The sequence below is a fragment of the Micromonospora sp. D93 genome, assembly GCF_018070365.1.
Lineage (GTDB): Bacteria > Actinomycetota > Actinomycetes > Mycobacteriales > Micromonosporaceae > Micromonospora > Micromonospora ureilytica.
Map to the genome: position 1 here is coordinate 92,977 of NZ_JAGPXW010000011.1, position 26,226 is coordinate 119,202.

Consider the following 26,226-nt stretch of genomic DNA (forward strand, 5'->3'; position numbering starts at 1 on the left):
AAGCCGTCCGACTTCGACACCGTCCTCGTCGGCTCGCTGACCCACAGCGTGCCGGCCATCGGATCCGAGCATATTCCTGAGCATCAATTCCCAACACAGGAGGTACCGTGGCCAAGGGCTACTGGGTCAGCGCCTACCGCACCATTTCCGACCCCGAGAAGCTAGCCGCCTACAACAAGCTGGCCCCTGCGGCCGTCAAGGCCGGGGGCGGGCGGGTGCTTGCCCGCGACGGTCGCGTCGTCGCACACGACGCCGGAATCGCCGGGCGCACCATCCTGATCGAGTTCGACAGCTTCGAACAGGCGGTCGCCGCACATGCGAGTGCGGCCTACCAGGAGGCGCTGGCCGCACTTGCTGACGGCGTCGAGCGCGACTTCCGCATCATCGAAGGCCTCGACTGACGATCGAGGCTGCATCGGTGATGCCGGATCACCTCGTCGCTGCTGGTGAAGCTCGGCGAGGCTGACCTCGGGTGGCTGGCCGCCGACCGGGCGACGTCCGCCGCCTGACCCTGGCCGCAACGCTCGCCGCCGCGATCCACATCCTCCCAGCCCCCTCCTACCCGGGTGATCATGAGGTTGGCGGGCTTCGTGGAGATCAAAGCGTCCGTCAACCTCATGATCACCGGGGCGGGGGCAGGGTTGCGGCTGAGGTTCGGTGTCGGCCTCCGGCGCGTACCGTGATCGCCGATGTTGCCCGCGCGCAGCCGGCGCCGGGCGGTGTGGCGCGACCGGCGACGTTGGTCGGCCCCACCCGCTGACGGCCGCTGGCCTCGGCACCGGCCTCGCTCTGGGACTACCGGGCGTTGCGCCGAAGGCGTGCCCGCTCGAAATCGGCGACATTCGACATCCAGGGACCGTGCTGTTCGAGTGCGGCGCAGCCGCCGCCGACGAAGGCGCTCACCAGGTTCCGGTATCCGCCGATCCCGTCAACCAGGCTGTACTCGACCTGGTACTGCGGATCCGACCCGGCTTCCCGGTGTCGCACCGTCGTGATCCGGGCGATGGAGTCCGCGGAGAAGTGCAGCTGAATCCCCTCGCCCATCTCCTCGTCCTCAATGGTGAACACCTCGTTGTCTCCGGCAGAGCGATCGGCGACTGCTATCAGCTGTTCTACAACGGCTGGGCGCCACAGCGCGGGGAGTGTTTCCGCTACGGCGGGCCGCACGTTCCGGACCCGGGCGCGTTCCACTTCGCCATCCCCGTCTCCAGCTACCAATAGTCCTCCGTGGTGCCGCGGTCGTACCGCCGGTTTGCTTCGGCCTGAGCCGACAACTACTCGGCTTCGACCTCGGTGCGGTAGACAGTTATGCCGCGTCGCTGATAGTTGCGTGGAGCATTCGGATGGTCCAACGAGCAGGTGTGCAGCCACCCCCTGCGCACGGCCGGAGAGCCCAGGGCCTCAGTGTCCCAGGCTTGCCGGATGGTCAGCGTCAGCGCATGGCCGCCGAGACCCTTTCCGACATGTTCCGGCATCAGTCCGAAGGCGGTGATCTCCACCTCTCCGTCCGGGTGGGGTTCCACATTCGCCACCCCCACGGTCTCGTCCCTGAGGGTGATGAACCGGTACTGGCGCAGCGGACGAGACTGCATCAGCTCCTGCCACTCTTCGCTCGTGCGAGCCGCGCAACGCCACCCGTGGGGCGCCCATCGACGTGCCCGATGGCGTCGCTTCGACACCATCCCGCGACCGGTCGAGGCCGGAGCGGGGTTTCCGGGAACGTGAGATTCGGGCATGTACCTGGGCACTGCTGGAGGGGAGACACAGCAATGCTGGTAACTGGTTATCTCGGCGCGGTGCTCATCGGTGCCCTCGTCGGCCTGCTCGGCCGACTCATCCTGCCGGGGCGGCAACGGATCGGCTTCTTCGCCACGTTCGTCATCGGCGTCGGCTCGGCCGTGCTGGGCACAGTGGTCGCCAGGGCGCTTGATATCGACGACGGCGCCGGCGTGGAGGTGTGGGTGCTGCGCTGGGACTGGGTCGTGCTCGCGATCCAGGTCGGCGTCGCGATCATCGCCGTGGCGCTGGCGAACATGCTCACCTTCACCCGGCTTGCCGGCGGCGACGACAAGCCCCGTCGGCGGGCCCGTCGCAGCCAGGCCAAGAGCTGAAGAAGCCCCCGGCTGGAACACGTCAGGTGCCCAGACTGGACAGGATCTCCGCTATGGCTTGTTGGGAATCGCGGCGGCCGGTGCTGTCATGCAGTTGGAGGGCGCGAGTGAGGTCGGCACGGGAGCGGGCTGGGGACGCTGATAGGCCCCACCCGCTGACCGACGGGTGTCTCTAGACTGTCCCTGATGCTTCCCCTGAATGACTGCGGGCCGCTTGGCCGCCGGCCGTCCGAGTCCGGGCCGAACTGCCGCCTGAATATGGTGCGCGATGAGTGCTGTGAGGGCTGACGTGGAGATCGTTTCATTGGAGGCCGCGACGGCGGTTGGCGTCGAAACGGTGGGCGGCAAGGCTTTCGCCCTCGCCAGGTTGATGCAGCACGAAGTTCGGGTACCGCCGGGGTTCTGCGTCACCGTGCGGGGTATGGAGCGCTTGGAGTCCGCCCAGGTCGCGGCCGAGCTTGCCGAGGCCCTCACCGCGCTCGGCGAGGGCAAGGTCGCCGTGCGTTCGTCCGCCGTCGCGGAGGACGGCAAGCACGAGTCGTACGCAGGGGTGTTCCGCACCGTTCTCGACGTGGCACCGGAGCCGGACGGCGTCCGCCAGGCGTTGCACGCGGTGTACCGGTCGCTGAATGAGGGACCTGCCAACTCCTACCGCCAGGCCATGGGCCTCGCGCCATCGAGGATGTCCGCGATCGTCCAGCCCATGATCCGTGGTGAGTGTGCCGGCGTCATGTTCACCCGTGACCCGGTGACCGGTGACCGACAAGTCGTCATCGAAGCTGTCGTGCCCGGTGCCGGGGCCGGTCCGGCCGACTACGTCGTTCTGGAGCCGAGCGGAGCCCTCGTCACCCCCGACGTCGAGGACGTGTCGCCCGCCCTTGCGCCGCTGCTCCCCGAGCTCGCCAGCGTGGCGCGAACCTGCGACGAGGTTCTCGGTGAGGGGCAGGACATCGAGTGGGCCGCGCGCGACGGCGACCTGTGGATCCTGCAGAGCAGACCCATCTCATTCCTCAGCTGACACCGGCTCGCCGCCCTCACTCGCTGAGGAGGCGGATGAACACCGACGAGAAGAGCAGCGCGAGCAGCATCGCCGCGAGGAAGAAGTAGACCAGCGAGATCAGATCCATGATTCCGTACGCGGTATAGCGCTGTGGATCCGGAGTGACAGTGGACAGCAGGGTGTAGTGCAGTGTGCGTCCGTACTGGACGTTCGGCTTACCGATGTCCACGACGGATGGTGCCGTTTGCGGCGCCGCGACCCGGGCGGCTGCGGTCACCGCCGGGCGGGTGGGCGTCGTGTAGAGCACCCCATTCGAGCTAGACGTGGCTCCGATGATGGTGGTGGCGATGGTGAAGATCAGCCACAGCACAACAAGATTGCGTACGATCCTGCCGGGCCGCACACCGTACCCGCTGATCACCTCGGCGAGGTATGCCCCGGCGGTGCGGACGGCCGTCTTCACCATGCTCTCTCGAAAGCGACCCAGTGTCAGGGGACTGAGCCGGTAGTAGGAGCGGGTCAGCCAGTACCGCTCCTGGTAGAGACAATGCAGGGCGGCTTCGCCGTTCTGATTCTCCCGGTACAGCCGCTTGAGGCGGTTGTAGACCTGCGATTTCTGGAGTGCCGCTTCCTGCGGTTCCAACTCTGTGAACGTGTGTCGATAGTTGCCAACCTGGTAGTCCTGCTGACACAGATCCGCCGTCGGGCCGATCTGCTGACCGAAGGCGATGGCCCTGATGTAGTCGGGGTGGGTTTCGCTGACGATGACCGTCCGCCTCCGCTCCTCAATGGAGAAGTTCAGGAGCTGGGCGTACGTGACGTTGGCGGTGGAGTTCAGCAGCCATCCGTAGATGAAGCTGTGCGTGAAGTTGGCCCGGGTCAGGTTGGCGTTGTCCAACTCGGCGGCGTACAGCACGGAGCGCGAGAAGTTACATCGATAGAGGTCGGCCCCGGTGAAGTTGGCATGGCTGAGGTCGCTGTTCGAGAAGTCGCAGTCCTTGAGAACTGCCTCCGTGAAGTCGACGCCTACCAGACATCGGTTGGAGAAGTCCACGCCGACGAGTGTCTTGCCGCGGAACTGGTCGGGCGACCAGGTGCCGGTATAGGGGTGTGTCGTCACGCTGTCAGGTCCCCCACCTGTGTTGGGTGGTGTAGCGGAAATCGCCGACGATAATCCATTGGGTTTGGTGCCTTGCGGGGCGAGGAGAGGCGGTACAGGAGAAGGAAGCAGTATGGCGTAGTGGGGGAGAAGCCCCGTGTCAGTTTCTTGACAGAGATCTCGAAGACAAGCGGTGCCTCGCCGGTGGAGCCGAAACCGGGGACGACGAAGTTCGACGACCCCAGCAGCTCCAGCCCGAGCCGCGCGTAGCGCGACCGGGTGTGCAACGACGCGGCGAGGCCGCCGCCGAGAACAAACCTCTCCCTCGTGATGCCGAGATAGAAGGACCCCGGATCGAGGCAGAGATCGGTGGGATCCAGCGGGTCGGACGACGCCGCATTCGTGTCACGCAGATCGACCTCGTCGGTGAGCCGGTGAATATCCGCGATGTGCAGTCCGAGTCGGTGTTCGTCGAGGAAAACCGGCTCGACGCCGTCGGGCGTCGACAGGCTCAGCTCACCGGATTGCCTCAGCCGTGCGAAGTCCTCCCGGCTGCACAGGTGCATGGACGTCTCCTCGCCGCTGGGCTCCTTCGGGTCTGTCTATCGAATGATATGGATCAGGGCAGCACCCGGACCAGCCCGGCGTCCGCATTGACTTCGATCATCGCGCCGTCAGGAATGATCTCCGTTGCGTTGGTGGTGCCGACAACGCATGGAATGGCCAGCTCACGGCACACGATCGAGGCGTGGCTCAACACCCCGCCACGGTCGGCTACCAACCCACCGGCTTTGGCGAGGAGGGGCACCATGTCCGGGGTGGGTTCGACGCAGACGAGCACTTCCCCGGGGGTGAGCTGGGCCGAAGCGACGTCCTCGAACACCACGACCCGCGCCCTTCCGGTGACGCTGCCCCGACTGGCGGTCCGGCCGCGAACGTCACCGCCGCTGCCGCCCTGGTCCATCATGAGGTGCACGAACGCCGCGGGGACCTGGTCGCCGAGGGAGATGTTGTAGTCGATGAACCTGATGTCGCCATCCGGGGTGACGATCGCCTCGAAGTATCCACACAGGTGAAGATCGCGGGCGAACTCGCAGTTCAATGTGCTTTGCAGTCGCGCGCGAACGTCGGCGTCGGGCACCGTCGTGTACGCCACCGCGGCGGCAGCTGTCTGCAGCCACTCCGGGGTCGGTGCCTCCATCTTCCAGTTCTGGAAGTCGTGGACGTAGCTGACCGACGGCGCCGTGCCGGGGCCACCCTGAGTCAGCTGGCGCAGACTGCCCCGGACGATCTCGCCGATCACCCCGTCGCTGTTGACCACAAAAATGGTGGCCCAATGGTTGGGTAGGTGCTGACTGATCTCGATCTCGTAGGAGTTGAGGTCGAGGTCCTGCTGGGTCAGCCAGTCGACGAGCGCGGGCAAAGGGAGGTTGCGGTTCCGGTGCACCTGCCCGCCATCCTCCCGCCGCGGGAAGGCACGCACGGCGTAGCGGCCCTGGGCGGAGCCGGCGAAGCTCGTGAACCTCTCGGACCTGCTCGCCACCTCGCTGCCGTCGAACGTGATCGCCTCGATGATGGGCAACCCCATGAGCTGAGAAAGCAACTCGAGGCGGCCGGAGCGGGTGGAGTCCTCGGCGAGGATGGTGTTTCGCGCCTCGGCGCGAACAGCTCTCAACCAGTCCGCCAGTGCCGAGTGTTGGCGAAAGTATTCCACCGGCCGGTTCGAGGTCACTGGGCTCTCCTGTCGATTGTTGGCAGTGCTGCCGCGTGGCCCGCCTGCCTGGCGGTTATGAATTCTTTGTCGAAGATGCAACCGATTGTGCAATCTGCGGCTTCGGCCGACCTCGGAAGAGTCTCGTTCACGAATGAGACGGCGGGGCAGTGCCCCGATGGCCCGGCGGTCAGGCGGTAGCGTTGACGGAAATCTTCGTTGCGAATCAGGGCACCGTCGCTCCACCGGTGCGCATTGCCGTCGGGAAGGCCCACGAACATTGTGCAGGAGTAGACCCGTTGGTCCGGGAAGAGCATCAGCATCGACTCTTGTTCGGCCGCGCAGGTGAGGGGACGGCCAGCCGGTCGGAAGGTCCCTTCGAAACGCACGTCAGGGAGCCCTGGCGAACCGACGATCTCGTCTCGCAGGTGACGCCACTCTTCTGGGCTCGCGAGCATGTCCGCTGTGGCGAACCCACGGTCTGTGACGTAGTGGACGTTGACGTGATCGACGTCGAGGCTGCCCAGCAGGAGCAAGGTGTCGAGTGCTTGGTCGAGGTTGTGCCGCCCCACCGAGAGGATCGCGGACACCCGGCGCCCCTGTTGACGTCCAACAATGATGGACTCCACCGCCGTGCGGAAGGAGCCGGGCCGCCGCAGCGCGTCGTGTCGGGCCTGTGTGGCGGCGTCCAGGCTCACCGCCAGATCGAAATCCTCCGCGCCGTGACGCCTCATGAGACGGAGCAGCGAGGACCCTCCATTTGACACGAGCCTGATGTGATAGCCCAATTCGAGGCCGAGCTTAATAGCCAGATCAACATGGGGATAGAGCGTTGGTTCCCCTCCCAGGAAAGAGATCTCGCGGGTGTCCCACTGCGAGCGTGCGGTTTGCAGAAAGCTGATCAGGGCGGACTTCGGAAGATCTGTGCCCTGATCGAGGGCAGGCCCCACAAAGCAATGTCGACATCGCATGTTGCATCGGTAGGTCAGGTAGATGTCTGCGGCCGGAACATGCACGACGTCAGGATACAGATGATCGACTAACTGTCAGCCCTCTCCGCGCCGTCACGACAAGTCGTCCCAACGGCTGGGGAGGCAGCCGACTGGGCTTCTCCGCTGTCACGGCGTCGCCCCCGGCGCAGGAGCACCTCGCGCACGTCCCGGAGCGGCTCCTCGCTGCGGCGGAGGGCTTCGTCCCGGCCCCGGTTCCCCGGCCGCCCCCACCACGCCGATCGCAGGGGCCGGGGACACTGTCAGGCGACCACCGAGACGCGCGCGGCGCTCCACAGTGGCGACTCGCGCTCCGCTGTTCTGGGGCGGTGGTGCAGGCGTGGTCCGGTGGCGAGTAATTCGCGGTGCCCGGCCACTCGTGCGGCCGGTGATGTCGTAAACGGAATAGCGACATAGGACGCGACCAACGCCCCGCCAGTGAGCGGCGGCCTGCCCGTTCGGCGGAGGCCCGCGCCGTCCTGCACGCCGGCCCCGACGCACCCTAGTGCTGGCTTCGGTGCACCGGGTAGGCCCCGCCTCGCCTGGTACACGGGACGGCGCGGAGGGACCACCCGTCCGAGTGGTCCCTCCGCTGATTTGCCGCTGAGTGGCTAAACTTCAGGTTGGCAGTTCACCTGTGCTCTGCTGCGGCGGGCGCAGCCTCGGGAGGGTGTTCGAGCACCCTCTCGAGGGCCCGTCCCATCACGGCGCCTACTCGCAGAAGACCCGCACTGTGGCATCGGGTGAGTCCACCTCCACGGTCACCTCGTCGAGGTGCTCCACGAGCGCCTCCAACTGCTCGGGCTTGAGCTGCGTCAGGTCGATCGGCACACCCGAGTCGCTGAGTGAGGCATTGGCCTTGACCAGAGCCTGCGGCGGGATCAGCGCCGCCAGCCGTACACCGGCCCGCAGCAGTTGCAGTGGCACCCGCACGTTGACCCGCGACGGCTCGCCGTTGTCGGTGGCGTCCACCACCACCCGCAGGTACTTCACCTTGCCCTTCGGGCGGGCGTCGTGACTCGCCGTCGCTGGTGCCTGGTCCCGTTCGAGTGCGGCGATCAGCTGCTCTGCCTCCTCCGCGGTGATCTTGCCGGCGACCAGCATGTCGAGGATGTCCTTGCGTTGTTCGGTCATTCGAACTCTCCTTATCGGATAGCCACGAGCACGGCCGTGCGGCCCTGCTCGATGTCGAAGCGGGCGCCGGGCAGCGCCGAGATGACACGCCAAGCGGCGCCGAGTGCCCGCACCACACCGATGCGGAACACGACGCAGGCCACGATCGCCGCCACCACGACCAGGACCACGACCGGGAAGAGCACGATCGCCACGGTGAGCACCGGAACCCAGACGCGGACGGGCCGGCGGTCCGGGCGGTTGACCTTGACGGTCACCAACTGCGGCATCACGTCCGGCCGTCCAGCTCGGCCAGCGCCTCCTGTGCGGTGATCTCACCGCGGCGCAACCGGTCGATGACGTCGGCTCGCGAGGGTGCCGGGTCGGTCTCGACGAAGTCGAGCATCTGCGTGATCCGGTTGAGTCGTGACTTGATCGTCGGGTAGCTCACCCCGAAGATGCGTTCCATCTCCTTGATCGAACCGTGGCACCGCACGAACGCCGTGACGAAGACCTGATCATCGACGTTGAGCTGAGCCAGTTGCGGTGGCTCGAACTCGCCCTCGATCGCGACGCCGTTGCTCACCAGGCGCACCCGCTCGACGACGAACGGCTGCCCCCGCGTCAGGCTGGTCAGGTCCTGCCAGTCCATCGCCTGTTCTGTCATACCTGAATTTGTAGCTCAAAGAAGTTAAACTTCCAAGACGTTGATCTTAATTTTCTTAATATCGCGCCTGGGGCGGACGGCTCATTGGCACGAGCGGGCCGGGTCGCATCAGCGCGCGCCCCACCTCACGGCCACCGCTGTGGCCGGCCGATGCGAAAGGCTTGTTGCGAACACAGGTCAGGAGGACGTATAAACGAAAGGAGTCTTTCGATAAGGGGTACCCATGGAGCTGAACGAGCCAGAACGCCGGGTGCGCGTCCAGGACGCCACCAAGCTGCGGGCCCTCGCGCACCCGCTGCGCCTGCGGCTGCTGCGCTACCTGCTGGCCGCCGGCCCGAGAACCGCCGCGCAGTGCGCCCAGGCCCTGGACGACACCGGGTCGAACTGCAGCTACCACCTGCACCAACTGGCCCGGCACGGCCTCATCGAGCGGGTCCCCGCCGAGGGCACCAACCGGCGAGACCGACCGTGGCGCGCCGCCGCCACCGGGTTCGAACTCTTCCCGGACCCCGATGATGCCGAGGGGCAGCAGCTCAACGACGCGCTGACCGCCCTGGAGCTCGACGAGGTGTTCCGATCGTTGCAGCGCTACCAGCATCAGCAGCACAAACTGACCGACGAGTGGCGGGAGAGCGCCACCTTCCACAGCTACACCCTGTCGCTCACCCCGGAGGAGTTGCGACACCTAGCCCTGACCCTGGACGCCGTCATCCGGCCGTACCTGCGCCCGTTGCGCACCGCGCCCCCGAGCGGCGCTCGGCCGGTCAGCCTCAACCTTCAGGCGTACCCCACGCCGGAGTTCCTCTGAGATGCTGACGCTACTGCGACACCGCGGATTCGTCCTGATCTGGGCTGCCGGGCTCTTCTCCAGCGTGGCGAGCTGGCTGCTGCTCACCGGGCTGCCGATCTACGTGTTCGGGGTGACCGGCTCGGCGCTCACCACCTCGGCCGTCTTCCTCGTCGAGCTGCTGTGCGGCATCACGCTGGGGTCGTTCGCCGGTGCTCTCGCCGATCGTTTCGACAGGTTCCGGCTCATGGGCGGCGTCGCCGTGCTGCAGGCCGCGGTGGTGATCCCCCTGCTCGGTCAACCCGACCACCACCTGTGGATCATCTCCCTGGTCGCCGGTGCCCAGGCGGTGCTGACGCAGACGTTCGACTCCGCCCGCAACGCCGCCTTGCCGCGCCTCGTCGAGCCCGCGCACCTGGTGCGCGCCAACAGCGTGATAGCGCTCAACATGAGCGTCGGACGCCTCATCGGAGGTTCGCTGGGCGGCTTCGCGATCACCCGCGACGGCACCCGCTACCTGGCCGTCGGCGCCGCCGTGGCCTTCGTGACCACGGCAGCACTGATCGCCGCCGGCCGCGGGGCCGCCCACCACGCCGCCGCGGCGCCGACGAGCCCGGACCGTACGTCGTCGTTCCTCACCGCCTGGCGAGCCGGCCTCACGACGATGCTGCGCAACCGCACCGTACGGCTGACGCTCGTGAGTGTGGCGTTGGGCGGCGTCGCGCAGGGCCTGTTCGTCGTGCTCTTCGTGGTCTTCGTCAGCCGCGCGCTACACGCCGACGGCACCCTCACCGGTGTGCTGCGCGGCGTCCAGGCGATCGGCGGCGTGGCGGGTGGGCTCATCGTCGGCCTGCTCGGCGCGCGGCTCAGCCCTCGCCTGCTGATGAGCCTCGGGGCGACCACCTTCGCCCTGATCAGCCTGGTCATCTGGAACGGGCCGGCGGTCACCCGTCAACCCGAGTGGTACATCGGGTTGTTCATCCTGGTCGGCGCGCCGGGCATCGCGTACGCCAGCGGAGCTTTCGCGCAGATCCAGCAGAGCGTGCCCGACACCGAGCTGGGCCGCGCCTTCGGCGTCTACTTCGCCATCTTCAACGCGGCGCAGGGGCTGGGCATGGCGGCTGCCGGCCTGCTCGGAGACGTGCTCAACGTCGTACTCGTGCTCAACGTGCAGGCCCTGCTGTACCTGGCTTCCGGCGCGGTCGCCTACGTGGGCCTGCGTTCCGTACGGCAGCAGCGTCCCGCCGTACGGCAGCGGGCCACCGTCGACGTCGGGTAGGCCATGCCGTCGGCGGCTCGGCAACGGCCGCCGACGGCAGCAGCGCCTAGGCGGCCGAGATGGCCTTGAGTGCCGTGTCGAGTGCCTGGTCAGCCGGGACGGGCACGTCGGGCACCACTCCGACGCCTTCCCAGTTTGTGCCGGTGACGCTGTTGATGGTCCGGGCGGTCGGCACGGTCACCAGGATGTGTTCGGTGACCGGGTGGCGGGCCGTCGGGTGCGCGCCGCCACGCGTCGTCTCACCGACGACGACGGCCCGGCCGTGCGCCTGGAGGGTGTAGGCCACGTCCTCGCCTCCAGAGAACGTCATCGCGCTGGTGAGCACGTAGACGGGGCGGTCCGCGTAGCGCGGTGCGGGCAGGTATGGCGTTGTCCAAAACTGGCGGGTGGCGCCGGTGGACCGCTCGTAGAAGTCGTTGAGGTGCACCTGGTCGTCGCGGAAGAAGTAGCTGCACCACATCGCGGCTCCCTCCGGTGCTCCGCCGGAGCAGGCGCGCAGGTCCAGGATGAGCGCGGAGCTGAGAGCCACAAGTTGCATGGCCGCCCCGATCGCGGCGGCGCCTTCGTCGGCGTACGCGATGCGCCGCACGTCGATGAGCCCGACGTTGCCGTCCAGGTGCTCGACCCGGCGGACACCCTGGTTCTCCGTCCTGAGCAGCGCGAGAAACGCGGCCCGCCCGCCGTCCTCGTCAGCTGGATCCAGCGACTGCGGCTGGTCCGACCACAGCAGCCGCAGATGCTTGTCCGGGCACACCTGCTGAAGGTGGGTGGTCACCGTCTCGCAGAGCGCCGGCCCGTCCAGGTCGTCGTACTCGCCTGCCGCGAGCCGGCGCCGGATCGCGGCGTCGACGTCCGCGACCTTTTCAGGAAAGACGTACCCGGCATCGATGCGGTCCAGGGCCTGTCCGATTATCTGTTCGTTGGAGAGCACGGCGGGCCACGCTAGACCGCAAACAGCCCCATGGCCACCGAGTTTCGCGCAGCGACTCAGGAGCGCGGCAGCATGCCCACGAGCGAGGTGATGATGGCGACCCGCAGGGCTGTCCGTAGGTCGACATGGTGGACCGCGAGCGCCGGCTCGGACTCGTAGACGGCAAGCAGGCTCGGCGGCGGCGAGGTGTAGGCGGACAGCGCGCCGCCCATGATCAGGGCGTTCAGGCAGAACAGCTCGGCGTGGTCGCCGACCTCTGGCAGGTGCCGTCGGACGAGGCCGGCCATCACCGCGAGCTTGCCCAGTGAGGCCCGCTTGTGCCGGCGGGCCACCTCGACCGAGACGTTGTGCTCGAGTACTCCGCCCTGCGCGCCGAAGAGATCACAGAGCACCGTCTGGGCGGCGAGCGACCGGCTGAGCACGTCTGCCGTCTGCTCTGCCCGTTCCAGCGCGGACCGACTCAGGTCGACACCGTGGGCCAACTCCTGCTCCAGCTCGGCCAGCCAGGTCGTCGTCCGGTCGTCCAGCAGGTCGAGCAGGATCGCCTCGCGGGACTCGAAATAGCGCAGCACCGCCGTCTTGGCCAGGCCGACCCGCCGGCTCAGCTCGTTCAGGGTCACCTCGGCCACCGGCATCTCGTCGAGCATCGCCGAGGTCGTCTCCAGGATCGCCCGGCGCCGGACCGCACGCTGCTCCTCGCTGCGCGCCCGCTGGAACGTCATACCGCCAACCCTAGCTTAGGTACCGCCGGTCCCTTGACAGCGTACCGCCGGTACCTTACCGTTTTGGCATAAGTTACCGGCGGTACATAAGGAGCCTGAGATGAAGTGGACCGAGCAGCAGATTCCGCGCCAGGACGGGCGAGTGGCCGTGGTCACCGGCGCCAACACCGGGCTGGGCTTCGAGACCGCCCGGCGGCTCGCCGAGCGTGGAGCGTCGGTCGTGCTGGCCGTGCGCGACACCGAGAAGGGCAAACTGGCCGCCGCCCGGATCAACGGCGATGTCTCCGTACACGAACTGGATCTGGCCTCGCTGGAATCGGTGCGCGCCGCCGCTGCCGGCCTGCGCGCCACCCACCCGCGGATCGACCTGCTGATCAACAACGCCGGTGTGATGTACGCCCCGAGGCAGACCACCCGCGACGGCTTCGAGTTGCAGTTCGGCACCAACCACCTGGGCCACTTCGCGCTCACCGGCCTGCTGCTCGACCTGCTGCTGCCCGTGCCCGGCTCCCGGGTGGTCACGGTCAGCAGCAACGGCCACCGCATCCGCGCCGCCATCCACTTCGACGACCTGCAGTGGGAACGTTCCTACGGCCGGGTGGCTGCCTACGGCCAGTCGAAGCTCGCCAACCTGATGTTCACCTACGAGTTGCAGCGTCGGCTCGCCGCGCACGGCACCACCGTCGCGGTGGCCGCACACCCCGGCATCTCCAACACCGAACTGCCCCGCAACGTCCCGGCGGTCGTCCGCCGACCGCTCACCTGGCTCGCCCCCGCGATCACCCAGCCCGCGACGGCGGGCGCGTTGCCCACCCTGCGGGCCGCCACCGACCCGTCCGTCCTCGGTGGGCAATACTACGGCCCCGACGGCCTGGCCGAGTCGCGCGGCTACCCGCGGCTTGTCACGTCCAGCCCCGAGTCCTATGACGTAAGCGTGCAGCAACGCCTCTGGGCCATCTCGGAAGACCTCACCGGCGTGCGGTTCCCGGCGGGCCAGGCGGCCGCCACGGTGTGACCGCGCCAAGGGCGGGCGGGTGATTTTGGGTTGCGGCGGGACCGGGAGAGGTCCCGCCGCGGTTGAAGGGCGTACCCGGCAACCCTTTGCAGGGCGCGGATATCCTCTCGGCCATGGCTGAGTACCGCAACCTCACAGGTGTCTCGGCGATGCGGGCCGCACTGACGGCAGTCATGTGCGGAATCCTGCTGACCGGTCTCGGCGTCACCATCATCTGGGACCATCGAGGTTGGCCGGGGGAGGTCTACACGACCGCCACGCTGATCAGCTCAGCTGAGACGCCATCACTCGCGAAGCGCCAGGGGACGTACTACGAATTCCAGTACGCCGTACCCGGTGGACGGCAGGTCGTTCTCAGCGAGATGGTCACCCGCAGCGGCTCCCTCTACCGGGACGGTGACTCCGTCACGGTCCTCTACGCGCCGGATGCCCCGGAGCAGGGCCGGCTGTGGGTGTCCCGAGGCGGGGCGGAGTTTCTGCCCACGCTCGGCGGGATCGCGCTCGCGTTCGTCGGGCTGTGGGGCGTCATCCATGAGCTTCTCAAACGGCGCCGCCGACGGCAGGCGACCCGCGCCTAGTTCGGGCTGCTCAAGATTCGGTTAGTCGCGGCCGACCCAGGTAGCGACGCACGCCTCGTTGCCCTCGGCGTCGGCCAGGACCCACCACATGGGTGCGTGCGCGTCGGAGACCAGGTGGCCGCCGGCGGCCAGGGCGGCGGCGATGCGAGCCTCTGCCTGATCGTGCGGGACGGCTACGTCGAGGTGCATGCGGTTGCGTTGTGGGCGCGCCTCGTCCATTGGCTGCAACCCGAAGCCCGGGCCGCGGCGTGACGGGTCGAACAGGTAGTCGTCGCCGATCTGGCGATAGCCGAGCAGCGCCCGCCAGAACGGGAGCACGTCCGCGCCGGCGAGTGCGTCGAGGGTGATGTTGATGAGTTGTACGGCGGTCGGGTCGGCGTGGATGTCCAGCTCCTTCGCGGCGGCCGAGATCCGCCGGGCCAACGTGATGTCGCGCCGAGTCAGGCTCACCGTGACGCCGGTGCCGCGCAGGTCGACGCTGAGGTGTTGCTGCTGGGCCTCGTCGGCGAGCCGGCCGATCTCCTCGACGAGCGCGATGCCCTCGGCCAGCGAGCCGGTCGGGAAGTAGGCCGAGACCAGGTGGTAGAGGCAGCGCCAGTCCTCGACTCCGTCGGCCGCGTGGAACTCTGCGGCCCTGATCTGCGCAGTCATGGCAGCGAACCTAACATCGGTGCTGTTGCGCCCTCAGCGCCGCGACGGCCCGGCCAGCTGGGATGCGGGGGTGAACGGGGCCAGGAGCAGGTCGGTGAGGCGTCGCCTGGCGTCCTCGTCGCCGCTCAACCGCAGCGCGCCCGACTCCACCGCCGCCGTCAGGGTGATCTCCTGGCCACAGACGGCCCGAAGGGTGTCGATGTCGGTGCTGAGCGCCGCATCGGGCTCGGACGCCGTGCCGCGCCGGATCCGCACCGTCTCGTCGGCGACATCGGCGAGGTACGTGTCGGCGTCGATGTGGAACGCATAGGTGCCGGCGAGTTCCGGGGCTCGTGCCGGATCGAAGGCGGCCTTGATGCTGAGCAGCAGGGAGTCGATGCCGAGAGCGCCGTCGGGGAGCTGGGGGGACTGGCTTCCCCAGCGGCCGAACTGAAGGAGGATCGGCTCCAGGGCGCGGCCCCATTCGGTCAGTTCGTAGAGGTGGACCCGCGTCGGCGGGCCCAGGTCCCGCCGGTGCACCACGCCGTGCTCGGTCAACTGGCGCAGCCGCTGGCTCAGCACGTTGGGGCTCACGCCGGGCAGGCCGCCGAGCAGATCGTTGAAACGCCGGGGGCCGAGCAGAAGGTCGCGTACCACCAGCAGCGCCCACCGCTCGCCGATGATGTCCAGTCCACGCGCGACACCGCACGGATCTCCGTAACTACGCATGCCGCTCATAGCGTCCACCCTACCCGGATCCTAATTCAGGAGTATCACTTGTTCTTTAGGAGTTAGACCCTTAGCGTGGCTCACATGAGCCTGCCGCAAGGTGACGTGAAGCTGCTGGACACCCCGTTGGCGCAGCGTCTGCTCGCTGCGTCCCTGGTGGCGCGCCTCGCCTACACCAGCAGGGACGGCACGCCGCGGCTGATCCCGGTGAACTTCCTCTGGACCGGTGACGAGCTGGTCGTCGGCGCGTTCGCCGGCACGTACAAGATCCGTGACCTGAGCGCCCGGCCGGACGTGGCGGTCTGCATCGACACCGCGGAAGGCCTCCCGGAGGTGCTCATGCTGCGCGGCAAGGTCACCCTGATCGAGGTCGCGGGCGTCCTGCCGGAGTACGCCACCATCCAGCGCGCGGGGATGGGCGACGAGATGGGCGACGCCTACCTGGCGGCGATAGATCAGCCGGGCCTGCGGATGGTCCGGATCGGCCTGCGCCCCAGCTGGGTCGGAGTCGTCGACTTCCAGGAGCGGTTCCCGGCTCGCACACCGCAACCCGTCCGAGCCGCGCTCGGCGGCGGCCAGTAACCAGCACGCCGAGGCTCCGGATCCCCCGGGGCTCACCACACCATGAGGGCGAGGACGACGTTGCGCAAGATTGTCGTGTCGATGTGGACCACACTGGACGGATTCGTCGCCGGCCCGGACGACGAGATGGACTGGCTCCTGGTCGACGACCACCTGCAAAAATACGAGCGGGCCCTGGTGGACAACGCCGGCAGCCTGATGCTGGGCCGGATCACGCACGCCGACTTCGCCGGCCACTGGCCGTCGACCGCCCAGAACCCCGACCAGCCGGACGACGTACGGGGGTACGCCCAACGCCTCGACGCGCTGGAGAAGATCGTCGTCTCCGCCTCGGGAAACATCGCCACCTGGACGAACACCCGGCGGCTCACCCACCTCAACGCCGATGAGATCACCGAACTCAAGCGTGGGCCCGGCGGCGACATCGTGGTCTACGGCAGTCTCACAGTGATCCGGTCCCTCGCCGATCTCCGGCTCATCGACGAGCTGCACCTCCTGGTGCATCCCGTCTTCCTCTGCCGGGGCAGGGCGCTGTTCGACGGCGGTCAGCCGCCGGCACGGCTGGAGTTGGTGTCCGCCGAACCCTTCGCCTCCGGGGTCGTCCTCCTGAAGTACCACCCCGCCTAGCTGCTCACAGTCAGGGCAGGATCTCGACGTACCCGTCACTGCCGTGTACGCGGATCCGCTGCCCGTCGCGGATCAGCCGGGTGGCGTCCAACACGCTGACGACGGCCGGCAGGCCATACTCCCTCGCGATCACCGCGCCGTGCGTCATGGCCCCTCCGACCTCCGTCACCAGGCCGGCGATGCCGACGAACAGCGGCGTCCAGCTCGGGTCGGTGTGGGCCGTGACGAGGATGTCACCGGCTTCGAGGTCGGCCTGCGCCATGTCCAGGATGACGCGGGCGCGTCCTTCGACGGTCCCGGCGGACACCGGCACACCGGCCAGGGCGCCGGCCGGCACGTCGTCGCGTCGGTACGCCCCGGTGATGACCTCACCGTCCGAGGTCAGCACCCGGGGCGGGGTGAGCGCCTGGTACGACCGGAACGCGTCCCGACGCTGCCGGATCAGTTCGTCGTCCACCCGGTGCGAGCGCACGACCTCGTGGAACTCCTGGAACGTGAGGTAGAAGACGTCTTCGGTCTCGGTGAGCACGCCCGCCCGCACCAGGCGCTCGGCCTCCGCCAGCAGGGCCTGCTTGTAGATGAAGTAGCGGATGATGATGCCGTACTTCGGGTACTCCCGATAGCCGATGAAGGTCCGCACCCGGTCGATCATCCGCGCGGTCTCGTCGGCCTTCCGCTCCCCGTCCGGCAGCGCCCGCAGGCGCGTCAACACCTCCTGCGCCTTCTGCTGCGCCTGCTGCCGGCCCTGCTCGAAGCGCCGCCCGGCCGCGCCCGGCTCGAAGAGCCTGACGTTGTCGAGGAGCACGGGCACGAGCGTGCTGGGCCGTTCACTCCACCGTGGCCTGGTGATGTCGATCTCGCCGACGCAGCGCATGCCGTACCTGTCGAGGTACGCCTCGATGGCGGCGCGCGCCTCGGCCCCGCCCGCGACCTTCGGCAGCTCGTCGAGGAAGTCGTCGTGCGTGACGCCCTGCAGGAACGCCACCACCTCCGGATGCGGACGGATCACGTCGGCGACGTCGAGCAGCGCCAGCCCCATCTCGGACGTGACGTTGCCGGGTGCGGACAGGGTGAGGGTGTCCGCGGCGTTCTTCTCGCCCAGCCACTCGTGCAGCCGGTCGTTGAGCCACCAGGTGGCCTCCATGCCAGCCATGATCGCCTGCATGTTCAGCGGCTCACCGAGGATCCGCTTATGCTCCTGGAACGCCTCCAACAGGAAGTCGAACAGCGCCGTACCGGTCACCGTCGCGATGTCGCGGCGCAGGGCGGTGATGGACGCCTCGCTGCGCCCGATCAACTCGGTCACGACGGCCGGGTCGGTCTCGATCGAGGTGGACGCGCCGCCGGTCGTCGGCCTGCCCGGACCGCCCGCGTCCGGGAGCGTCGGAACGAAGTCCCCGCGGTCGATGAGCGTCTCCAGCGCGTCCCTCATCAGCGGATCGTCGCGCCCCGCCATCGTGAGGAAGCCGGCGCGGCTCGTCGGCGAGGCCAGCAGCCGGATGGCGTCGACGAACAACCTGCCGCCGGCCGCGCGCATCGGGGCGATGGCCGTCAACTGCCACATGGAGAGCCCCAGCGGCCGCATGGCGTCGGTCATCATCTGCTGGTGACCGACCGAGAGATAGACGTGGTTCTCCTGGTCATCGGCCGCCGGGATGGGGAACAGCGTGGTGATCGGCCGGCTCTGCACGATCTGGAAGTCGTCGTCGACCAGGCACCACTCGATGTCCTGCGGGCGGCCGAAGTGCGCCTCGATCCGTCGCCCGAGCCGCACGAGTCGCACGACCTGCGCCTGCGTCAGCGCCGGCTGCTCCTGCCGCTGCTCCTCGATCGTCACCTCCCGCGTCCCACCGCCCGGCACGGCGACGACGGCACGCTGCTTGGCGGCGACCGTCCCGGCGACGACCTCCCCATCGCGCACCCGGAAGACGTCCGGGTTCACCAGGCCGGACACCAGGGCCTCGCCGAGGCCGAAGCTGGCGTCCACTGTCGCGACCTTCCGGTTGCCCGTCACCGGGTCGGCAGTGAAAAGGATGCCTGCCGCATCCGGAAAAACCATCCGCTGTACGACGACAGCCATCTGGGCCGTGCGGTGGTCGATGCCGTTGCGCAGGCGGTAGATGACGGCCCGTTCGGTGAACAGCGACGCCCAGCAGCGGCTGACGTGCCGCCGGATCGCCTCCGGCCCCACCACGTTCAGGTACGTGTCCTGCTGGCCGGCGAAGGACGCCGTGGGCGTGTCCTCCGCCGTCGCGCTGGACCGCACGGCGTAGGCGGCCCGCTCGCCGAGCCGGACGAGCGCGTCGGTGATCGCGGCCGCCAGGTCGTCCGGAATCGGGGTCGCCTCGATGCTGTGGCGGATCTCCGTGCTGAGTGTGCGGATCGCCTCCCGGTCATCCGGGCTCAGGCGCGACAGCTGATCGAGCCGCCCATCGATCGACGGCGTCTGCGCCAGAACCTGCCGGAAGGCCGCCGTCGTCACGCAGAATCCGGCCGGCACCCGGATGCCGTCGATCCGGGACAGCGCGCCCAGATTCGCAGCCTTGCCACCGACGACCGACACCTGCGACCCGTCGACCTCTCGAAGATCCAACAGCGGTACCCGTTCGCCGCGGCCCCCGTCCATCGACACCACACCCACGTCGCGCCCCCGTTACCTCGTTTGTGCTGGTCCGGCCGCCGATTGTGCGCCACGACCGGGGTCTTGCCGCAAGCCCCCGGGTGCGCTATAAGTTAGAAGTGGCAGGGAGAGTGATCTCCTTGCCGCTTGTTTTTCCGGGGTGACAGCTGTCAGTCGTCGGGGAGCCGGCGCGGCTCGAAGCGCAGCCCTCGGCCGAGCTGCCAGGAGGCGGTGGGCCAGGCCGCGAGGAAGCCGGCTATCAGCCCGATCTGGCCCGTGAACCAGAACGTCGGGCTGTCGGGTCGCAGGGGTGGATCCGGAAGGACCACGCGATGCGCGAGCGTCAGCCACGCGAACAACGCCACCTCGAAGGCCGTGATGGTCAGCAGTTCGATCTTGCCGACGGTCGTCACCGCACGCCAGATCTTTGCCAGGCTGCGACCCGACCCGGCGAAGTACCGAAAGAGAACAGCGATCGTCACGGCCATCAGGTAGTCGCCGGCGTAGTCCACCCACAGTGGGTCCTCGGCCGGGTCGAATCTCACGGCGTACAGGGCGACCTCGGCGACGATGAAGCCGAGAGCGCAGTGGGCGCCGCAGCGGGACACGTGGGTGACGACGATGCCCCGGCGGGGCCTTCGCGGTTGACCCTCCTGCCGCCGGCGGCTGAATGCCGCGGGCCTACCCCAGTTCCAGTAGAGGCGGACGGCGGCCGGGCCGACGTAGAGGACGGTCACCAGCCAGACGATCTCCATGACTCTGACCGGCTGACGGTGTCCGCGAAGATAGGTGTCGGCAAGGACGATCGCGCAGCTCACGACGCCGACCGCGAGCGAGGCCCACGAGAGCGCCAAGAGCCAGGTTGGCTGCATTCCCGTCCCTTCCGCCAGCCGGGCGAGTCTTTCATGTCGTACTCGTTCGGATCGGCGGATCGGGCGTTCCCGCCTGCCGGTGCGAACGGGTTCACCCGCCCGCCGTCGCCGGGACGGTGGAGTGGCCCGCCTGGCCGCTGCACTACGGTGCGAGGGTGACGAGTGCCCCTCGGGAAGCGGAAGCGCGCGTCGGACCGGTGGGCGCGCTGCTCTCCCGGCTCCTCTTCCTGGCGATCTGCCTGCCCGGACCGGTCCTCCTGGCCACCGCCGTGACGTTGGACCCACCACGCTCATCCGCGGATTTCTGGGGCCTTCTCGCCGGTGGCGTGTTGGCGACGATCATCGGTGTCGGGTTCGGCGTCTTCGGCTGGCGGGTGGTGGGCCGCTCGCGCCGCGACGCGCGTCGGCTGTCCGCCGCCGGTGTCGCCGCGACGGCGGAGATCCTCGCGGTGGCGAATCACCTGGCTGGAGAGAATCCCGAGCTGGAACTCCACCTGCGCGTCAGCGGGCCGGGGTTCGCCACCTTCGAGGCGGACACGATCCGCGCGACCGACCCGGCCCTCGTGCCCGGCGCGGTGTTGGCCGCCGTCGTGGAACCGGCTGACCGCCTCTTCTTGATCATCTGAGTCCGGTCGAGGAGCGGACGCCGGCGAGATTGACCTGTTCCCGGTGATGTTCGCCCTTCTCGATCAGGTCGACGAACCCGAGCGCGTAGTCCGCGGCGGTGACCCGGTGACCGCGCGCAGCGGCCTCCGCGACGATTGCCGAACCGGCGTAGCCGGTGCCGCCGATGACGGTGACGCGAGACACGAGGTGCCTTTCCACGGAACCGTTGGCGTCGGATGACGTGCCGCGATTACCGTACGAGTGCAACTCTCCAACGGGAAGAAGGCACTTTGTGGTAACCACCGAGGCCGAGACGGTGCTGCACGGCAGCCCCTACCGCGCGGACTGCCCGACCCGCCACATCCTCGATCGCATCGGCGACCGTTGGACGGTGCTCATCGTGGGCGCCCTCTGGGACGGCAGTGCCCGCTTCTCCGAGCTGCGTCGGCGCGTCGAGGGCATCTCGCAGAAGATGCTCACCCAGACCCTCCGTGGCCTCGAACGCGACGGACTCGTGCGCCGCACCGTCCACCCGGAAGTCCCGGTACGCGTCGAGTACGCGCTCACCGAGGCGGGCCGTACCCTGCGCGAGCCCCTGCGTGCGTTGCAGCAATGGTCGATCGCGCACCTCGCCGACGTGTCGACGGCGCAGGAGACCTACGACCAAGCGAATCGGCCTCCGACGGACTCCACCCATCGCGGGAGCTGACTTATAGCATAATTCGTGACGTGCCTCCCAAAAGGGATACTTCACGGCTTACGCGTAGTCCGGGACGCCTGCTGGCCTTCAGCGACGGTGTCTTCGCGATCGCCGTGACGCTTCTCGTGCTGGAGATCCAACCGCCCCACGACTTCGGGCACCTCCCGCAGGGACTCGGTGCGCTGTGGCCGTCCTACCTGGCATACGCGCTGAGCTTCCTGCTCATCGGCCAGGTGTGGGTGAATCACCACGTCATGTTCGACCGCGTCCGACATGTCGACCGAGCGGTCCTGTTCCTCAACACCTTGCTCCTGATGGTCATCGCGTTCCTTCCGTTCTCCACGTCACTGCTCGCCGACGCGTTGCGCGCGGAGCAGGGGCTGCGCGCATCGGTCGTCGTCTACGGCGGCACACTGTGGACGGCGGCGGCCCTCTTCAACATCGTCTGGGCCCATCTCCGCCGCGCCAAACTGCTGGACCCCGGCCTTCGCCCCTTCGGTGCTCGGGCCATCGCCCGTCGGTTCGCGCTCGCGCTGGTCTGGATCGGCTCCGGCATCCTCGTCGGCGCGTTCGTCCCGATCGCCGGCGTCGCCATCATCGCCGCGTTCCTACCCGCCTACTACCTGCCCATCCGCGGCGAGTACGGCGAGGACGACACCGCCGCCGACTAACTAGAGTCGGTGCCATGCGGATCCGGATCGACGGCAGCGACCTCCCCGGTCGGCGTCCCGGTGCGGAGGCCGACGCGCTGCGGCTGGGCAACGTACACGTCGGGGTTCAGCGCAAGGCCGAGGTGGTCGATCAGGTGCCGGCCGACGCGGCCGGCGCCACCTGGTCCTTCGAGGTGTCCAGCCGCGAGGTCGACGGGGCGCTCGATGTCGGCGGCCCCTGGGTGCACGGCCGCCCCGGAGCACGGTTTCTGTACCTGAGCTGGGGCGCGGTGACCGAGGACGGCTTCGCCATGTTCCGGCGAGCGAAGTTGATGTTCACCGACGTTCCGACCGAGCTGCTGCGCGCCGCCCACGAGGGCAGCGGCACGCTGGTCGGCCGGGCCGGGCTGACCGATGCCGCCGGTGGGCCGATCTGCGCTCGGGTGCACCCTCCCGCCGTCGCCTGGACGGTGGAGTGAGCGTCTTCAACTCACAGCCAGTCAGTCTCCGGAGCCGCCGCCCGCAGCACCTCGCCCGCGTCCTTCAACACCGGCTCGCCGTGCGGGACGCACAGCGCTTCCACCTCCAGCGACGCCAACCGCCGGAAGGAGGCGATCGCCTGATTTCTGTCCACGTTGAACGGACCGAGGATCGCCCGGCCCTCCATGGTGGCGACGATGTCGCCCGGGAACAGCACGCCGCTGGAGGCGAGGTGGAGTGCGATGCTTCCCGGGGTGTGTCCGGGCACGTGCAGGACGTGGACGGGCTCGCTCCAGTCATCAACTGTGTCTCCGTCGTGCAGTTCCACATCCACCGCCACGTGTTGTAGCGGCCGGACGTCCGCTTCGGCGAAGCCCGCCATGATCTGCTCGTGGAGCGCACGTTCCGGGGCGGTGTACGCCGGCTCGAGTTCGGCTGCCGTACCGCTTATGACCGGAGCGTCCAGGGCCCCAGCCAGGACCCGAGCGCCGGTGGCCTCGACGAGATCTGCGGCAGAGCCCATGTGGTCGATGTGGGAGTGAGTCAGCACTATCTGCCGCAGGTTTCGCGAGCGGCCGCCAAGCCGCGTCAGGGCATTGAGGATCGTGGGGGTCGACCCCGGAACGGCGGTGTCGATCAGCGCATAACCGTCCGCCAGGCGCACAAAGTAGACGTGCCCGACCGGGAAAGCCAGCTGCCAGACGGTGGGGCTGACCTGGGTGAGATCCATGAGGCGACGCTAGCGAGTGGCCGGTGAGTGGCAGGGTCATTCTGCTGACAGCGATTAGGCTCAGCGTGAACGAGGGACCCGGACCCATGGCTGAACAATGAGGAGTGCGGATGACCATCAAGTTGTTCAACCCGGACGGCTTGCCGAAGCCCGACGTGTACCGGCAGGTCGCGATCGCCGAAGGGTCTCGGCTCGTCATGGTCGAGGTCGAGGCGACCGCGGTCCTGGACTGAAGCGGCCCCTTTCCACCTCGTCAACTGCCGAAGTCGACACCGCTGAGGGGGATGGAACGGTGCGCGGCGAGGTGTTCGGCCTGCGTGGTGATGGCCTTACGCGTGACGTCCGGCAGCCGGTGCCACGGCTGGACGGCGACCGTGAACGTTCTGCCGGACTTGCGGGGGCGCCAGGTGCCGACCAGTTCGCCGTCGACCAGGACGGCGCCGGGGCGACCCAACACCGGCCACAGCTCCTTGGCGTGGGCGGCCTCCGGCACCAGCGTTGTTCGGTCCTTGGCCTGCAGGAACAGGTCGAACGGGCCGAGGAGCCGGGTGCCCTTTCCGTCGGCCGACTCCAGCGCCTCCTCGTCGGCGGCCAGCAGTGAGCGTGCCTCGCCGTCGACCGACACCTCGACCACATCATCGGGCCAGCGTGCCTTGACGTCCTTCACCGGGGCGTCGAGATAGTCGGCCACCTGTTTCGGGGTTGCCGGACCGAGGAGGCGAAGGTACGCGCGGATGAGATCGAAGCGGTCACCCGGAGCGGATGCTCTCCTGAACCCGGTGATGCGCCGCAGGACCGGCGGTGAGGTGTCGAGCTGCAACTCCAGCCCGGCCCGCACGGCGGCGAGCCGGAACGGCATCTCGTAGAGGTGCGTGGCGTCGCACGGCCGGCAGGACCGCAGATACGGTTCGGGTAGCACGGCGGCCAGGCGGCCGGAGACGTCCCCCTTCACCGTCGGCCTGGTGACGATGGCTCGCATCCGGGCGGCGATCTCGTCGAGGGCCGCGAGGTTGTCGATGCCGGCCGCCTTCAACGGCTTGGCCGCGTCGTAGACGCGCCTGCCCGCGTCGACGTCGGAGAACGGTTCGACCGCGGCCGCGACCTCCGCGGCGTCGGCTCGCCGGTAGAGGTGAGGGGCGCCCCGGACGGTCCACAGCAGAACCACGTCCGCGTCGGACAACCCGGTCACGTCCACCCCGCGCACGGCCAGCGCCCACCGGGCGCCGTCCGGACCGGTGTTCTGCACCCCGATGTCCAGGACGGCGGTGTCGGCGAGCGTTCCCTCGTTCCGGTCGAGCTGCTGGGCTCGGACCCGGAAGTTCATCACCTGGTGCCGATCGACCATGTCTGCACCCTAGTTCCGGCGGCGCTCCCGGTGGGTCCAGGCACGCAGCGCCCATTCGACCGGCCCCTGTCCCCGGGCAGGGGGAGGCGACTCCCTCCGGTCGGCGATCCGCTGGTCTCGCCGTTCGGCGACGGTGATCTCGGATGTGCCAACACCCGCCGCCGATACGGAGATGACCCCGTGACTCGAACACCAGATGCGAAGACCATGCCCGCCCCGCCACCGCCGTCCTGGGCCCGCAGGGCCGGTCACGTGGCGTGGATCGCCCCCGTACTGGGGTTCATCCCGCTGCACGTGCCATGGATCCTCGGCATCCCGCTGTTCGCCAACCCCGGTCCGTTCCGCGAGTGGTACCACGGCCGCGGGCCCGGGGTGGGGGAACACCCGGTAGACGGTTTCCTGGGCCTGCCGGCCGGTGCGTTCTACCTGGGCCTCCTGTGCGTCCTCGCCGGGCTCGGCGGCGTTCTGGCGCTGGCGCTCATCAGGGACTGGGGATTGGTCTTTCCCCGGTGGGTGCCGTGGCTGCGCGGACGCCGGGTGCCACCGTGGTTGCCGCTGACGCCAACGGTGCTGGGATCCGCCCTGATGATCGGCTACTCGGCGACCCTGCCCTGGCAGTTCGCCGCGGACCTGCCGGATTCCGGCGCCGAGGACATCTTCACCCCGACCGGCGTCCTCATCGGCCTCCCGCTCCTGCTGGCCTGGACGGTCGCGTTGCCGCTGGCGGGTTGGTCCTACTACCGCCGTACCCGTCTGCCGCGACGCGACCGGCGACGCTGGTCGGCGTCGGTGAATGACCGACCAGCGTCGCCGATCGGGTGGCCCAGGATTAGGTGACGGCCTCAGGCCACCAGCGAGACTCGCCCGTTGTCCAGGTCGTAGCGGGCGCCCACCACGCGCAGCGCGCCCTCGTGCACCTTCTCGGCGATGATCGTGCTGCGGGCGCTGAGCGCTCGCACCTGGGCGGCGATGTTGGCGCGCACCCCGTTCTCCACCGGGTCGCCGGGTTGGTCCAGCACCGGCTCGACGATCGGGCGCAGGGCGTCCACGATGGTGCCGATGTGCCCGGGCGCCGTCCCGCCGGTGTGGATGGCGTCGATGGTGGCGGTGATCGCGCCGCAGCGTTCGTGGCCGAGGACGACGATCAGCAGGCTGCCGAACTCCTCCACGGCGAACTCGACGCTGCCGAGCAGCAGGTCGTCGACGATGTTGCCGGCGACCCGGTTGTCGAACAGGTCGCCGAGCCCCTGATCGAAGAGCACCTCGGGGGCGACCCGGGAGTCCGCGCAGCCGACGGTGACGGCGAACGGGTGCTGGCCGGCGGCGAGCCGGTGCAGGTCGGTCAGCCCTTGGTGCGGGTGACGGCCGTGGCCGGAGGTGAAGCGCCGATTACCGGCCAGCAGCCGGCGCAACGCCTCCGTCGGCGTGTCGATCGGGTTGTCGGCTGATGCGGAGGCAGCGGCGGACGGGCTGGCTGCGGACGTGCCGAGCGCGACGGCGGCGGCGCCACCGGCGGTCAGCAGCGAACGGCGGGACAGGTGGGAACGTGCCACGATCATCTCCCTGAGGTGAGGCAACTCGCCTCTTCCTACCAGCCCGACGTCCACATAGGTGGGTGTTGCCCGATGGGGTGGTCCTCCGTAGAGATGAACC

At 68.6% G+C, this 26,226-nt stretch carries 33 protein-coding genes and 1 pseudogene; 15 read left to right on the forward strand and 19 right to left on the reverse strand.

What is annotated here, in order from left to right; translation table 11 throughout:
* The first annotated feature begins 107 nt into the window (after positions 1-107).
* Positions 108-401, forward strand: a complete 294-nt coding sequence (locus KBX71_RS15105) for a DUF1330 domain-containing protein (RefSeq protein WP_210818508.1) — start codon at positions 108-110, stop codon at positions 399-401.
* 394 nt (positions 402-795) lie between these two features.
* Here the strand turns inward: KBX71_RS15105 and KBX71_RS15110 are convergent, their stop codons facing one another.
* Both KBX71_RS15110 and KBX71_RS15115 read right to left on the reverse strand, forming a co-directional pair.
* Complete coding sequence (locus KBX71_RS15110; RefSeq protein ID WP_210818515.1) at positions 796-1,191, reverse strand: DUF6357 family protein; 396 nt, start codon at positions 1,189-1,191, stop codon at positions 796-798.
* Positions 1,192-1,274: 83 nt separating this feature from the next.
* Positions 1,275-1,736 (reverse strand): GNAT family N-acetyltransferase, encoded by a 462-nt coding sequence (locus tag KBX71_RS15115; RefSeq protein ID WP_374102602.1) that lies wholly within the window; start codon positions 1,734-1,736, stop codon positions 1,275-1,277.
* Positions 1,737-1,769: 33 nt separating this feature from the next.
* On the opposite strand from KBX71_RS15115, the gene KBX71_RS15120 reads away from it, so the two are divergent.
* Both KBX71_RS15120 and KBX71_RS15125 read left to right on the forward strand, forming a co-directional pair.
* On the forward strand, positions 1,770-2,111 hold the full coding sequence (locus tag KBX71_RS15120) for a GlsB/YeaQ/YmgE family stress response membrane protein (RefSeq protein ID WP_210818518.1): 342 nt from the start codon (positions 1,770-1,772) through the stop codon (positions 2,109-2,111).
* Positions 2,112-2,532: 421 nt separating this feature from the next.
* Positions 2,533-3,129, forward strand: coding sequence for a PEP/pyruvate-binding domain-containing protein (locus KBX71_RS15125; RefSeq protein WP_210818519.1), 597 nt, complete (start codon positions 2,533-2,535; stop codon positions 3,127-3,129).
* Between the two features lie 16 nt (positions 3,130-3,145).
* Here KBX71_RS15125 and KBX71_RS15130 read toward each other — a convergent pair whose 3' ends face one another.
* The 7 genes from KBX71_RS15130 to KBX71_RS15160 form a co-directional block, all read right to left on the reverse strand.
* Positions 3,146-4,231 carry a pentapeptide repeat-containing protein gene (locus KBX71_RS15130; RefSeq protein ID WP_210818521.1) on the reverse strand — a complete coding sequence of 362 codons (1,086 nt, stop codon included), beginning with the start codon at positions 4,229-4,231 and terminating at the stop codon, positions 3,146-3,148.
* Positions 4,228-4,776, reverse strand: a complete 549-nt coding sequence (locus tag KBX71_RS15135) for a hypothetical protein (RefSeq protein ID WP_210818523.1) — start codon at positions 4,774-4,776, stop codon at positions 4,228-4,230. The genes KBX71_RS15130 and KBX71_RS15135 overlap by 4 nt, the downstream gene beginning before the upstream one ends.
* 53 nt (positions 4,777-4,829) lie before the next feature.
* Positions 4,830-5,942, reverse strand: coding sequence for a PEP-utilizing enzyme (locus KBX71_RS15140; protein WP_307847082.1), 1,113 nt, complete (start codon positions 5,940-5,942; stop codon positions 4,830-4,832).
* Positions 5,939-6,937, reverse strand: coding sequence for a radical SAM protein (locus KBX71_RS15145; RefSeq protein WP_210818525.1), 999 nt, complete (start codon positions 6,935-6,937; stop codon positions 5,939-5,941). Before KBX71_RS15145 ends, KBX71_RS15140 begins: the two co-directional genes overlap by 4 nt.
* Before the next feature lie 684 nt (positions 6,938-7,621).
* Positions 7,622-8,044 (reverse strand): hypothetical protein, encoded by a 423-nt coding sequence (locus KBX71_RS15150; protein ID WP_210818530.1) that lies wholly within the window; start codon positions 8,042-8,044, stop codon positions 7,622-7,624.
* A gap of 11 nt (positions 8,045-8,055) precedes the next feature.
* Entirely contained in the window at positions 8,056-8,313 is a 258-nt protein-coding gene (locus KBX71_RS15155) for a hypothetical protein (protein ID WP_210818532.1), read from the reverse strand.
* On the reverse strand, positions 8,313-8,690 hold the full coding sequence (locus KBX71_RS15160) for a DUF2089 domain-containing protein (protein WP_210818534.1): 378 nt from the start codon (positions 8,688-8,690) through the stop codon (positions 8,313-8,315). The genes KBX71_RS15155 and KBX71_RS15160 overlap by 1 nt, the downstream gene beginning before the upstream one ends.
* 223 nt (positions 8,691-8,913) lie before the next feature.
* Here KBX71_RS15160 and KBX71_RS15165 point away from each other — a divergent pair, with 223 nt between their 5' ends.
* Positions 8,914-9,498: a winged helix-turn-helix domain-containing protein gene (locus KBX71_RS15165; RefSeq protein ID WP_210818536.1), complete on the forward strand. Its 585-nt coding sequence runs from the start codon at positions 8,914-8,916 to the stop codon at positions 9,496-9,498.
* A gap of 1 nt (position 9,499) precedes the next feature.
* On the forward strand, positions 9,500-10,756 hold the full coding sequence (locus tag KBX71_RS15170) for an MFS transporter (RefSeq protein WP_210818538.1): 1,257 nt from the start codon (positions 9,500-9,502) through the stop codon (positions 10,754-10,756).
* A gap of 46 nt (positions 10,757-10,802) precedes the next feature.
* Here the strand turns inward: KBX71_RS15170 and KBX71_RS15175 are convergent, their stop codons facing one another.
* Positions 10,803-11,687, reverse strand: a complete 885-nt coding sequence (locus KBX71_RS15175) for a S41 family peptidase (protein ID WP_210818541.1) — start codon at positions 11,685-11,687, stop codon at positions 10,803-10,805.
* A 56-nt stretch (positions 11,688-11,743) separates the two neighbouring features.
* Positions 11,744-12,409 (reverse strand): TetR/AcrR family transcriptional regulator, encoded by a 666-nt coding sequence (locus KBX71_RS15180; RefSeq protein ID WP_210818543.1) that lies wholly within the window; start codon positions 12,407-12,409, stop codon positions 11,744-11,746.
* A 100-nt stretch (positions 12,410-12,509) separates the two neighbouring features.
* On the opposite strand from KBX71_RS15180, the gene KBX71_RS15185 reads away from it, so the two are divergent.
* Together KBX71_RS15185 and KBX71_RS15190 are read left to right on the forward strand one after the other, a co-directional pair.
* A complete protein-coding gene (locus KBX71_RS15185) occupies positions 12,510-13,424 on the forward strand; it encodes an SDR family NAD(P)-dependent oxidoreductase (protein WP_210818545.1) in 915 nt (304 codons plus the stop codon).
* Positions 13,425-13,537: 113 nt separating this feature from the next.
* Positions 13,538-14,002, forward strand: a complete 465-nt coding sequence (locus KBX71_RS15190; RefSeq protein ID WP_210818546.1) for a DUF3592 domain-containing protein — start codon at positions 13,538-13,540, stop codon at positions 14,000-14,002.
* Positions 14,003-14,023: 21 nt separating this feature from the next.
* On the opposite strand, the gene KBX71_RS15195 is transcribed toward KBX71_RS15190, so the two are convergent.
* Positions 14,024-14,653, reverse strand: a complete 630-nt coding sequence (locus tag KBX71_RS15195; protein ID WP_210818548.1) for a VOC family protein — start codon at positions 14,651-14,653, stop codon at positions 14,024-14,026.
* Between the two features lie 33 nt (positions 14,654-14,686).
* Complete coding sequence (locus tag KBX71_RS15200) at positions 14,687-15,370, reverse strand: winged helix-turn-helix transcriptional regulator (protein ID WP_210818550.1); 684 nt, start codon at positions 15,368-15,370, stop codon at positions 14,687-14,689.
* A gap of 75 nt (positions 15,371-15,445) precedes the next feature.
* On the opposite strand from KBX71_RS15200, the gene KBX71_RS15205 reads away from it, so the two are divergent.
* Positions 15,446-15,943: a pyridoxamine 5'-phosphate oxidase family protein gene (locus KBX71_RS15205; protein ID WP_247683498.1), complete on the forward strand. Its 498-nt coding sequence runs from the start codon at positions 15,446-15,448 to the stop codon at positions 15,941-15,943.
* Positions 15,944-15,985: 42 nt separating this feature from the next.
* The gene (locus KBX71_RS15210; RefSeq protein ID WP_256442044.1) at positions 15,986-16,570 is read left to right on the forward strand and encodes a dihydrofolate reductase family protein; all 585 of its coding nucleotides are present in this window, start codon (positions 15,986-15,988) and stop codon (positions 16,568-16,570) included.
* A gap of 10 nt (positions 16,571-16,580) precedes the next feature.
* Here the strand turns inward: KBX71_RS15210 and rph are convergent, their stop codons facing one another.
* Both rph and KBX71_RS15220 read right to left on the reverse strand, forming a co-directional pair.
* The gene (gene rph / locus KBX71_RS15215; RefSeq protein ID WP_210818557.1) at positions 16,581-19,196 is read right to left on the reverse strand and encodes a rifamycin-inactivating phosphotransferase; all 2,616 of its coding nucleotides are present in this window, start codon (positions 19,194-19,196) and stop codon (positions 16,581-16,583) included.
* A 164-nt stretch (positions 19,197-19,360) separates the two neighbouring features.
* Positions 19,361-19,945, reverse strand: coding sequence for a DUF4396 domain-containing protein (locus tag KBX71_RS15220; protein ID WP_210818559.1), 585 nt, complete (start codon positions 19,943-19,945; stop codon positions 19,361-19,363).
* A 272-nt stretch (positions 19,946-20,217) separates the two neighbouring features.
* Here KBX71_RS15220 and KBX71_RS15225 point away from each other — a divergent pair, with 272 nt between their 5' ends.
* On the forward strand, positions 20,218-20,688 hold the full coding sequence (locus KBX71_RS15225) for a hypothetical protein (RefSeq protein WP_210818560.1): 471 nt from the start codon (positions 20,218-20,220) through the stop codon (positions 20,686-20,688).
* Here the strand turns inward: KBX71_RS15225 and KBX71_RS15230 are convergent.
* Entirely contained in the window at positions 20,681-20,872 is a 192-nt protein-coding gene (locus KBX71_RS15230) for a hypothetical protein (protein WP_210818565.1), read from the reverse strand. The two genes, KBX71_RS15225 and KBX71_RS15230, sit on opposite strands and share 8 nt — an antisense overlap.
* Before the next feature lie 88 nt (positions 20,873-20,960).
* On the opposite strand from KBX71_RS15230, the gene KBX71_RS15235 reads away from it, so the two are divergent.
* From KBX71_RS15235 to KBX71_RS15245, 3 genes are read left to right on the forward strand one after another with little or no spacing between them, the layout of a single operon-like run.
* Positions 20,961-21,377 (forward strand): helix-turn-helix domain-containing protein, encoded by a 417-nt coding sequence (locus tag KBX71_RS15235; RefSeq protein WP_307847086.1) that lies wholly within the window; start codon positions 20,961-20,963, stop codon positions 21,375-21,377.
* A 20-nt stretch (positions 21,378-21,397) separates the two neighbouring features.
* Positions 21,398-22,039 (forward strand): TMEM175 family protein, encoded by a 642-nt coding sequence (locus KBX71_RS15240; protein ID WP_307847087.1) that lies wholly within the window; start codon positions 21,398-21,400, stop codon positions 22,037-22,039.
* Between the two features lie 14 nt (positions 22,040-22,053).
* Positions 22,054-22,497 (forward strand): DUF5990 family protein, encoded by a 444-nt coding sequence (locus KBX71_RS15245; RefSeq protein WP_210818576.1) that lies wholly within the window; start codon positions 22,054-22,056, stop codon positions 22,495-22,497.
* Positions 22,498-22,508: 11 nt separating this feature from the next.
* Here the strand turns inward: KBX71_RS15245 and KBX71_RS15250 are convergent, their stop codons facing one another.
* The gene (locus KBX71_RS15250; protein ID WP_210818578.1) at positions 22,509-23,228 is read right to left on the reverse strand and encodes an MBL fold metallo-hydrolase; all 720 of its coding nucleotides are present in this window, start codon (positions 23,226-23,228) and stop codon (positions 22,509-22,511) included.
* Positions 23,229-23,338: 110 nt separating this feature from the next.
* On the opposite strand from KBX71_RS15250, the pseudogene KBX71_RS15255 reads away from it, so the two are divergent.
* Positions 23,339-23,431, forward strand: a pseudogene (locus tag KBX71_RS15255) (RidA family protein); the annotation flags it as partial.
* Positions 23,432-23,481: 50 nt separating this feature from the next.
* Here KBX71_RS15255 and KBX71_RS15260 read toward each other — a convergent pair.
* Positions 23,482-24,573, reverse strand: coding sequence for a winged helix DNA-binding domain-containing protein (locus KBX71_RS15260; protein ID WP_210818580.1), 1,092 nt, complete (start codon positions 24,571-24,573; stop codon positions 23,482-23,484).
* Positions 24,574-24,753: 180 nt separating this feature from the next.
* On the opposite strand from KBX71_RS15260, the gene KBX71_RS15265 reads away from it, so the two are divergent.
* A complete protein-coding gene (locus KBX71_RS15265) occupies positions 24,754-25,410 on the forward strand; it encodes a hypothetical protein (protein ID WP_210818582.1) in 657 nt (218 codons plus the stop codon).
* 5 nt (positions 25,411-25,415) lie between these two features.
* On the opposite strand, the gene KBX71_RS15270 is transcribed toward KBX71_RS15265, so the two are convergent.
* Complete coding sequence (locus KBX71_RS15270; RefSeq protein ID WP_210818584.1) at positions 25,416-26,126, reverse strand: carbonic anhydrase; 711 nt, start codon at positions 26,124-26,126, stop codon at positions 25,416-25,418.
* Positions 26,127-26,226: the final 100 nt, after the last annotated feature.

What these genes read in the sequence shown, in the direction of transcription:
- KBX71_RS15250 (WP_210818578.1), bottom strand. Translation starts at nt 23,228, where the DNA reads ATGGATCTCACCCAGGTCAGCCCCACCGTCTGGCAGCTGGCTTTCCCG.
- KBX71_RS15160 (WP_210818534.1), bottom strand. Translation starts at nt 8,690, where the DNA reads ATGACAGAACAGGCGATGGACTGGCAGGACCTGACCAGCCTGACGCGG.
- KBX71_RS15135 (WP_210818523.1), bottom strand. Translation starts at nt 4,776, where the DNA reads ATGCACCTGTGCAGCCGGGAGGACTTCGCACGGCTGAGGCAATCCGGT.
- KBX71_RS15220 (WP_210818559.1), bottom strand. Translation starts at nt 19,945, where the DNA reads ATGGAGATCGTCTGGCTGGTGACCGTCCTCTACGTCGGCCCGGCCGCC.
- KBX71_RS15170 (WP_210818538.1), top strand. Translation starts at nt 9,500, where the DNA reads ATGCTGACGCTACTGCGACACCGCGGATTCGTCCTGATCTGGGCTGCC.
- KBX71_RS15185 (WP_210818545.1), top strand. Translation starts at nt 12,510, where the DNA reads ATGAAGTGGACCGAGCAGCAGATTCCGCGCCAGGACGGGCGAGTGGCC.
- rph (WP_210818557.1), bottom strand. Translation starts at nt 19,196, where the DNA reads ATGGACGGGGGCCGCGGCGAACGGGTACCGCTGTTGGATCTTCGAGAG.
- KBX71_RS15150 (WP_210818530.1), bottom strand. Translation starts at nt 8,044, where the DNA reads ATGACCGAACAACGCAAGGACATCCTCGACATGCTGGTCGCCGGCAAG.
- KBX71_RS15120 (WP_210818518.1), top strand. Translation starts at nt 1,770, where the DNA reads ATGCTGGTAACTGGTTATCTCGGCGCGGTGCTCATCGGTGCCCTCGTC.
- KBX71_RS15125 (WP_210818519.1), top strand. Translation starts at nt 2,533, where the DNA reads ATGGAGCGCTTGGAGTCCGCCCAGGTCGCGGCCGAGCTTGCCGAGGCC.
- KBX71_RS15210 (WP_256442044.1), top strand. Translation starts at nt 15,986, where the DNA reads ATGAGGGCGAGGACGACGTTGCGCAAGATTGTCGTGTCGATGTGGACC.
- KBX71_RS15195 (WP_210818548.1), bottom strand. Translation starts at nt 14,653, where the DNA reads ATGACTGCGCAGATCAGGGCCGCAGAGTTCCACGCGGCCGACGGAGTC.
- KBX71_RS15165 (WP_210818536.1), top strand. Translation starts at nt 8,914, where the DNA reads ATGGAGCTGAACGAGCCAGAACGCCGGGTGCGCGTCCAGGACGCCACC.
- KBX71_RS15260 (WP_210818580.1), bottom strand. Translation starts at nt 24,573, where the DNA reads ATGGTCGATCGGCACCAGGTGATGAACTTCCGGGTCCGAGCCCAGCAG.
- KBX71_RS15200 (WP_210818550.1), bottom strand. Translation starts at nt 15,370, where the DNA reads ATGAGCGGCATGCGTAGTTACGGAGATCCGTGCGGTGTCGCGCGTGGA.
- KBX71_RS15180 (WP_210818543.1), bottom strand. Translation starts at nt 12,409, where the DNA reads ATGACGTTCCAGCGGGCGCGCAGCGAGGAGCAGCGTGCGGTCCGGCGC.
- KBX71_RS15155 (WP_210818532.1), bottom strand. Translation starts at nt 8,313, where the DNA reads ATGCCGCAGTTGGTGACCGTCAAGGTCAACCGCCCGGACCGCCGGCCC.
- KBX71_RS15190 (WP_210818546.1), top strand. Translation starts at nt 13,538, where the DNA reads ATGGCTGAGTACCGCAACCTCACAGGTGTCTCGGCGATGCGGGCCGCA.
- KBX71_RS15205 (WP_247683498.1), top strand. Translation starts at nt 15,446, where the DNA reads ATGAGCCTGCCGCAAGGTGACGTGAAGCTGCTGGACACCCCGTTGGCG.
- KBX71_RS15115 (WP_374102602.1), bottom strand. Translation starts at nt 1,736, where the DNA reads ATGCCCGAATCTCACGTTCCCGGAAACCCCGCTCCGGCCTCGACCGGT.
- KBX71_RS15245 (WP_210818576.1), top strand. Translation starts at nt 22,054, where the DNA reads ATGCGGATCCGGATCGACGGCAGCGACCTCCCCGGTCGGCGTCCCGGT.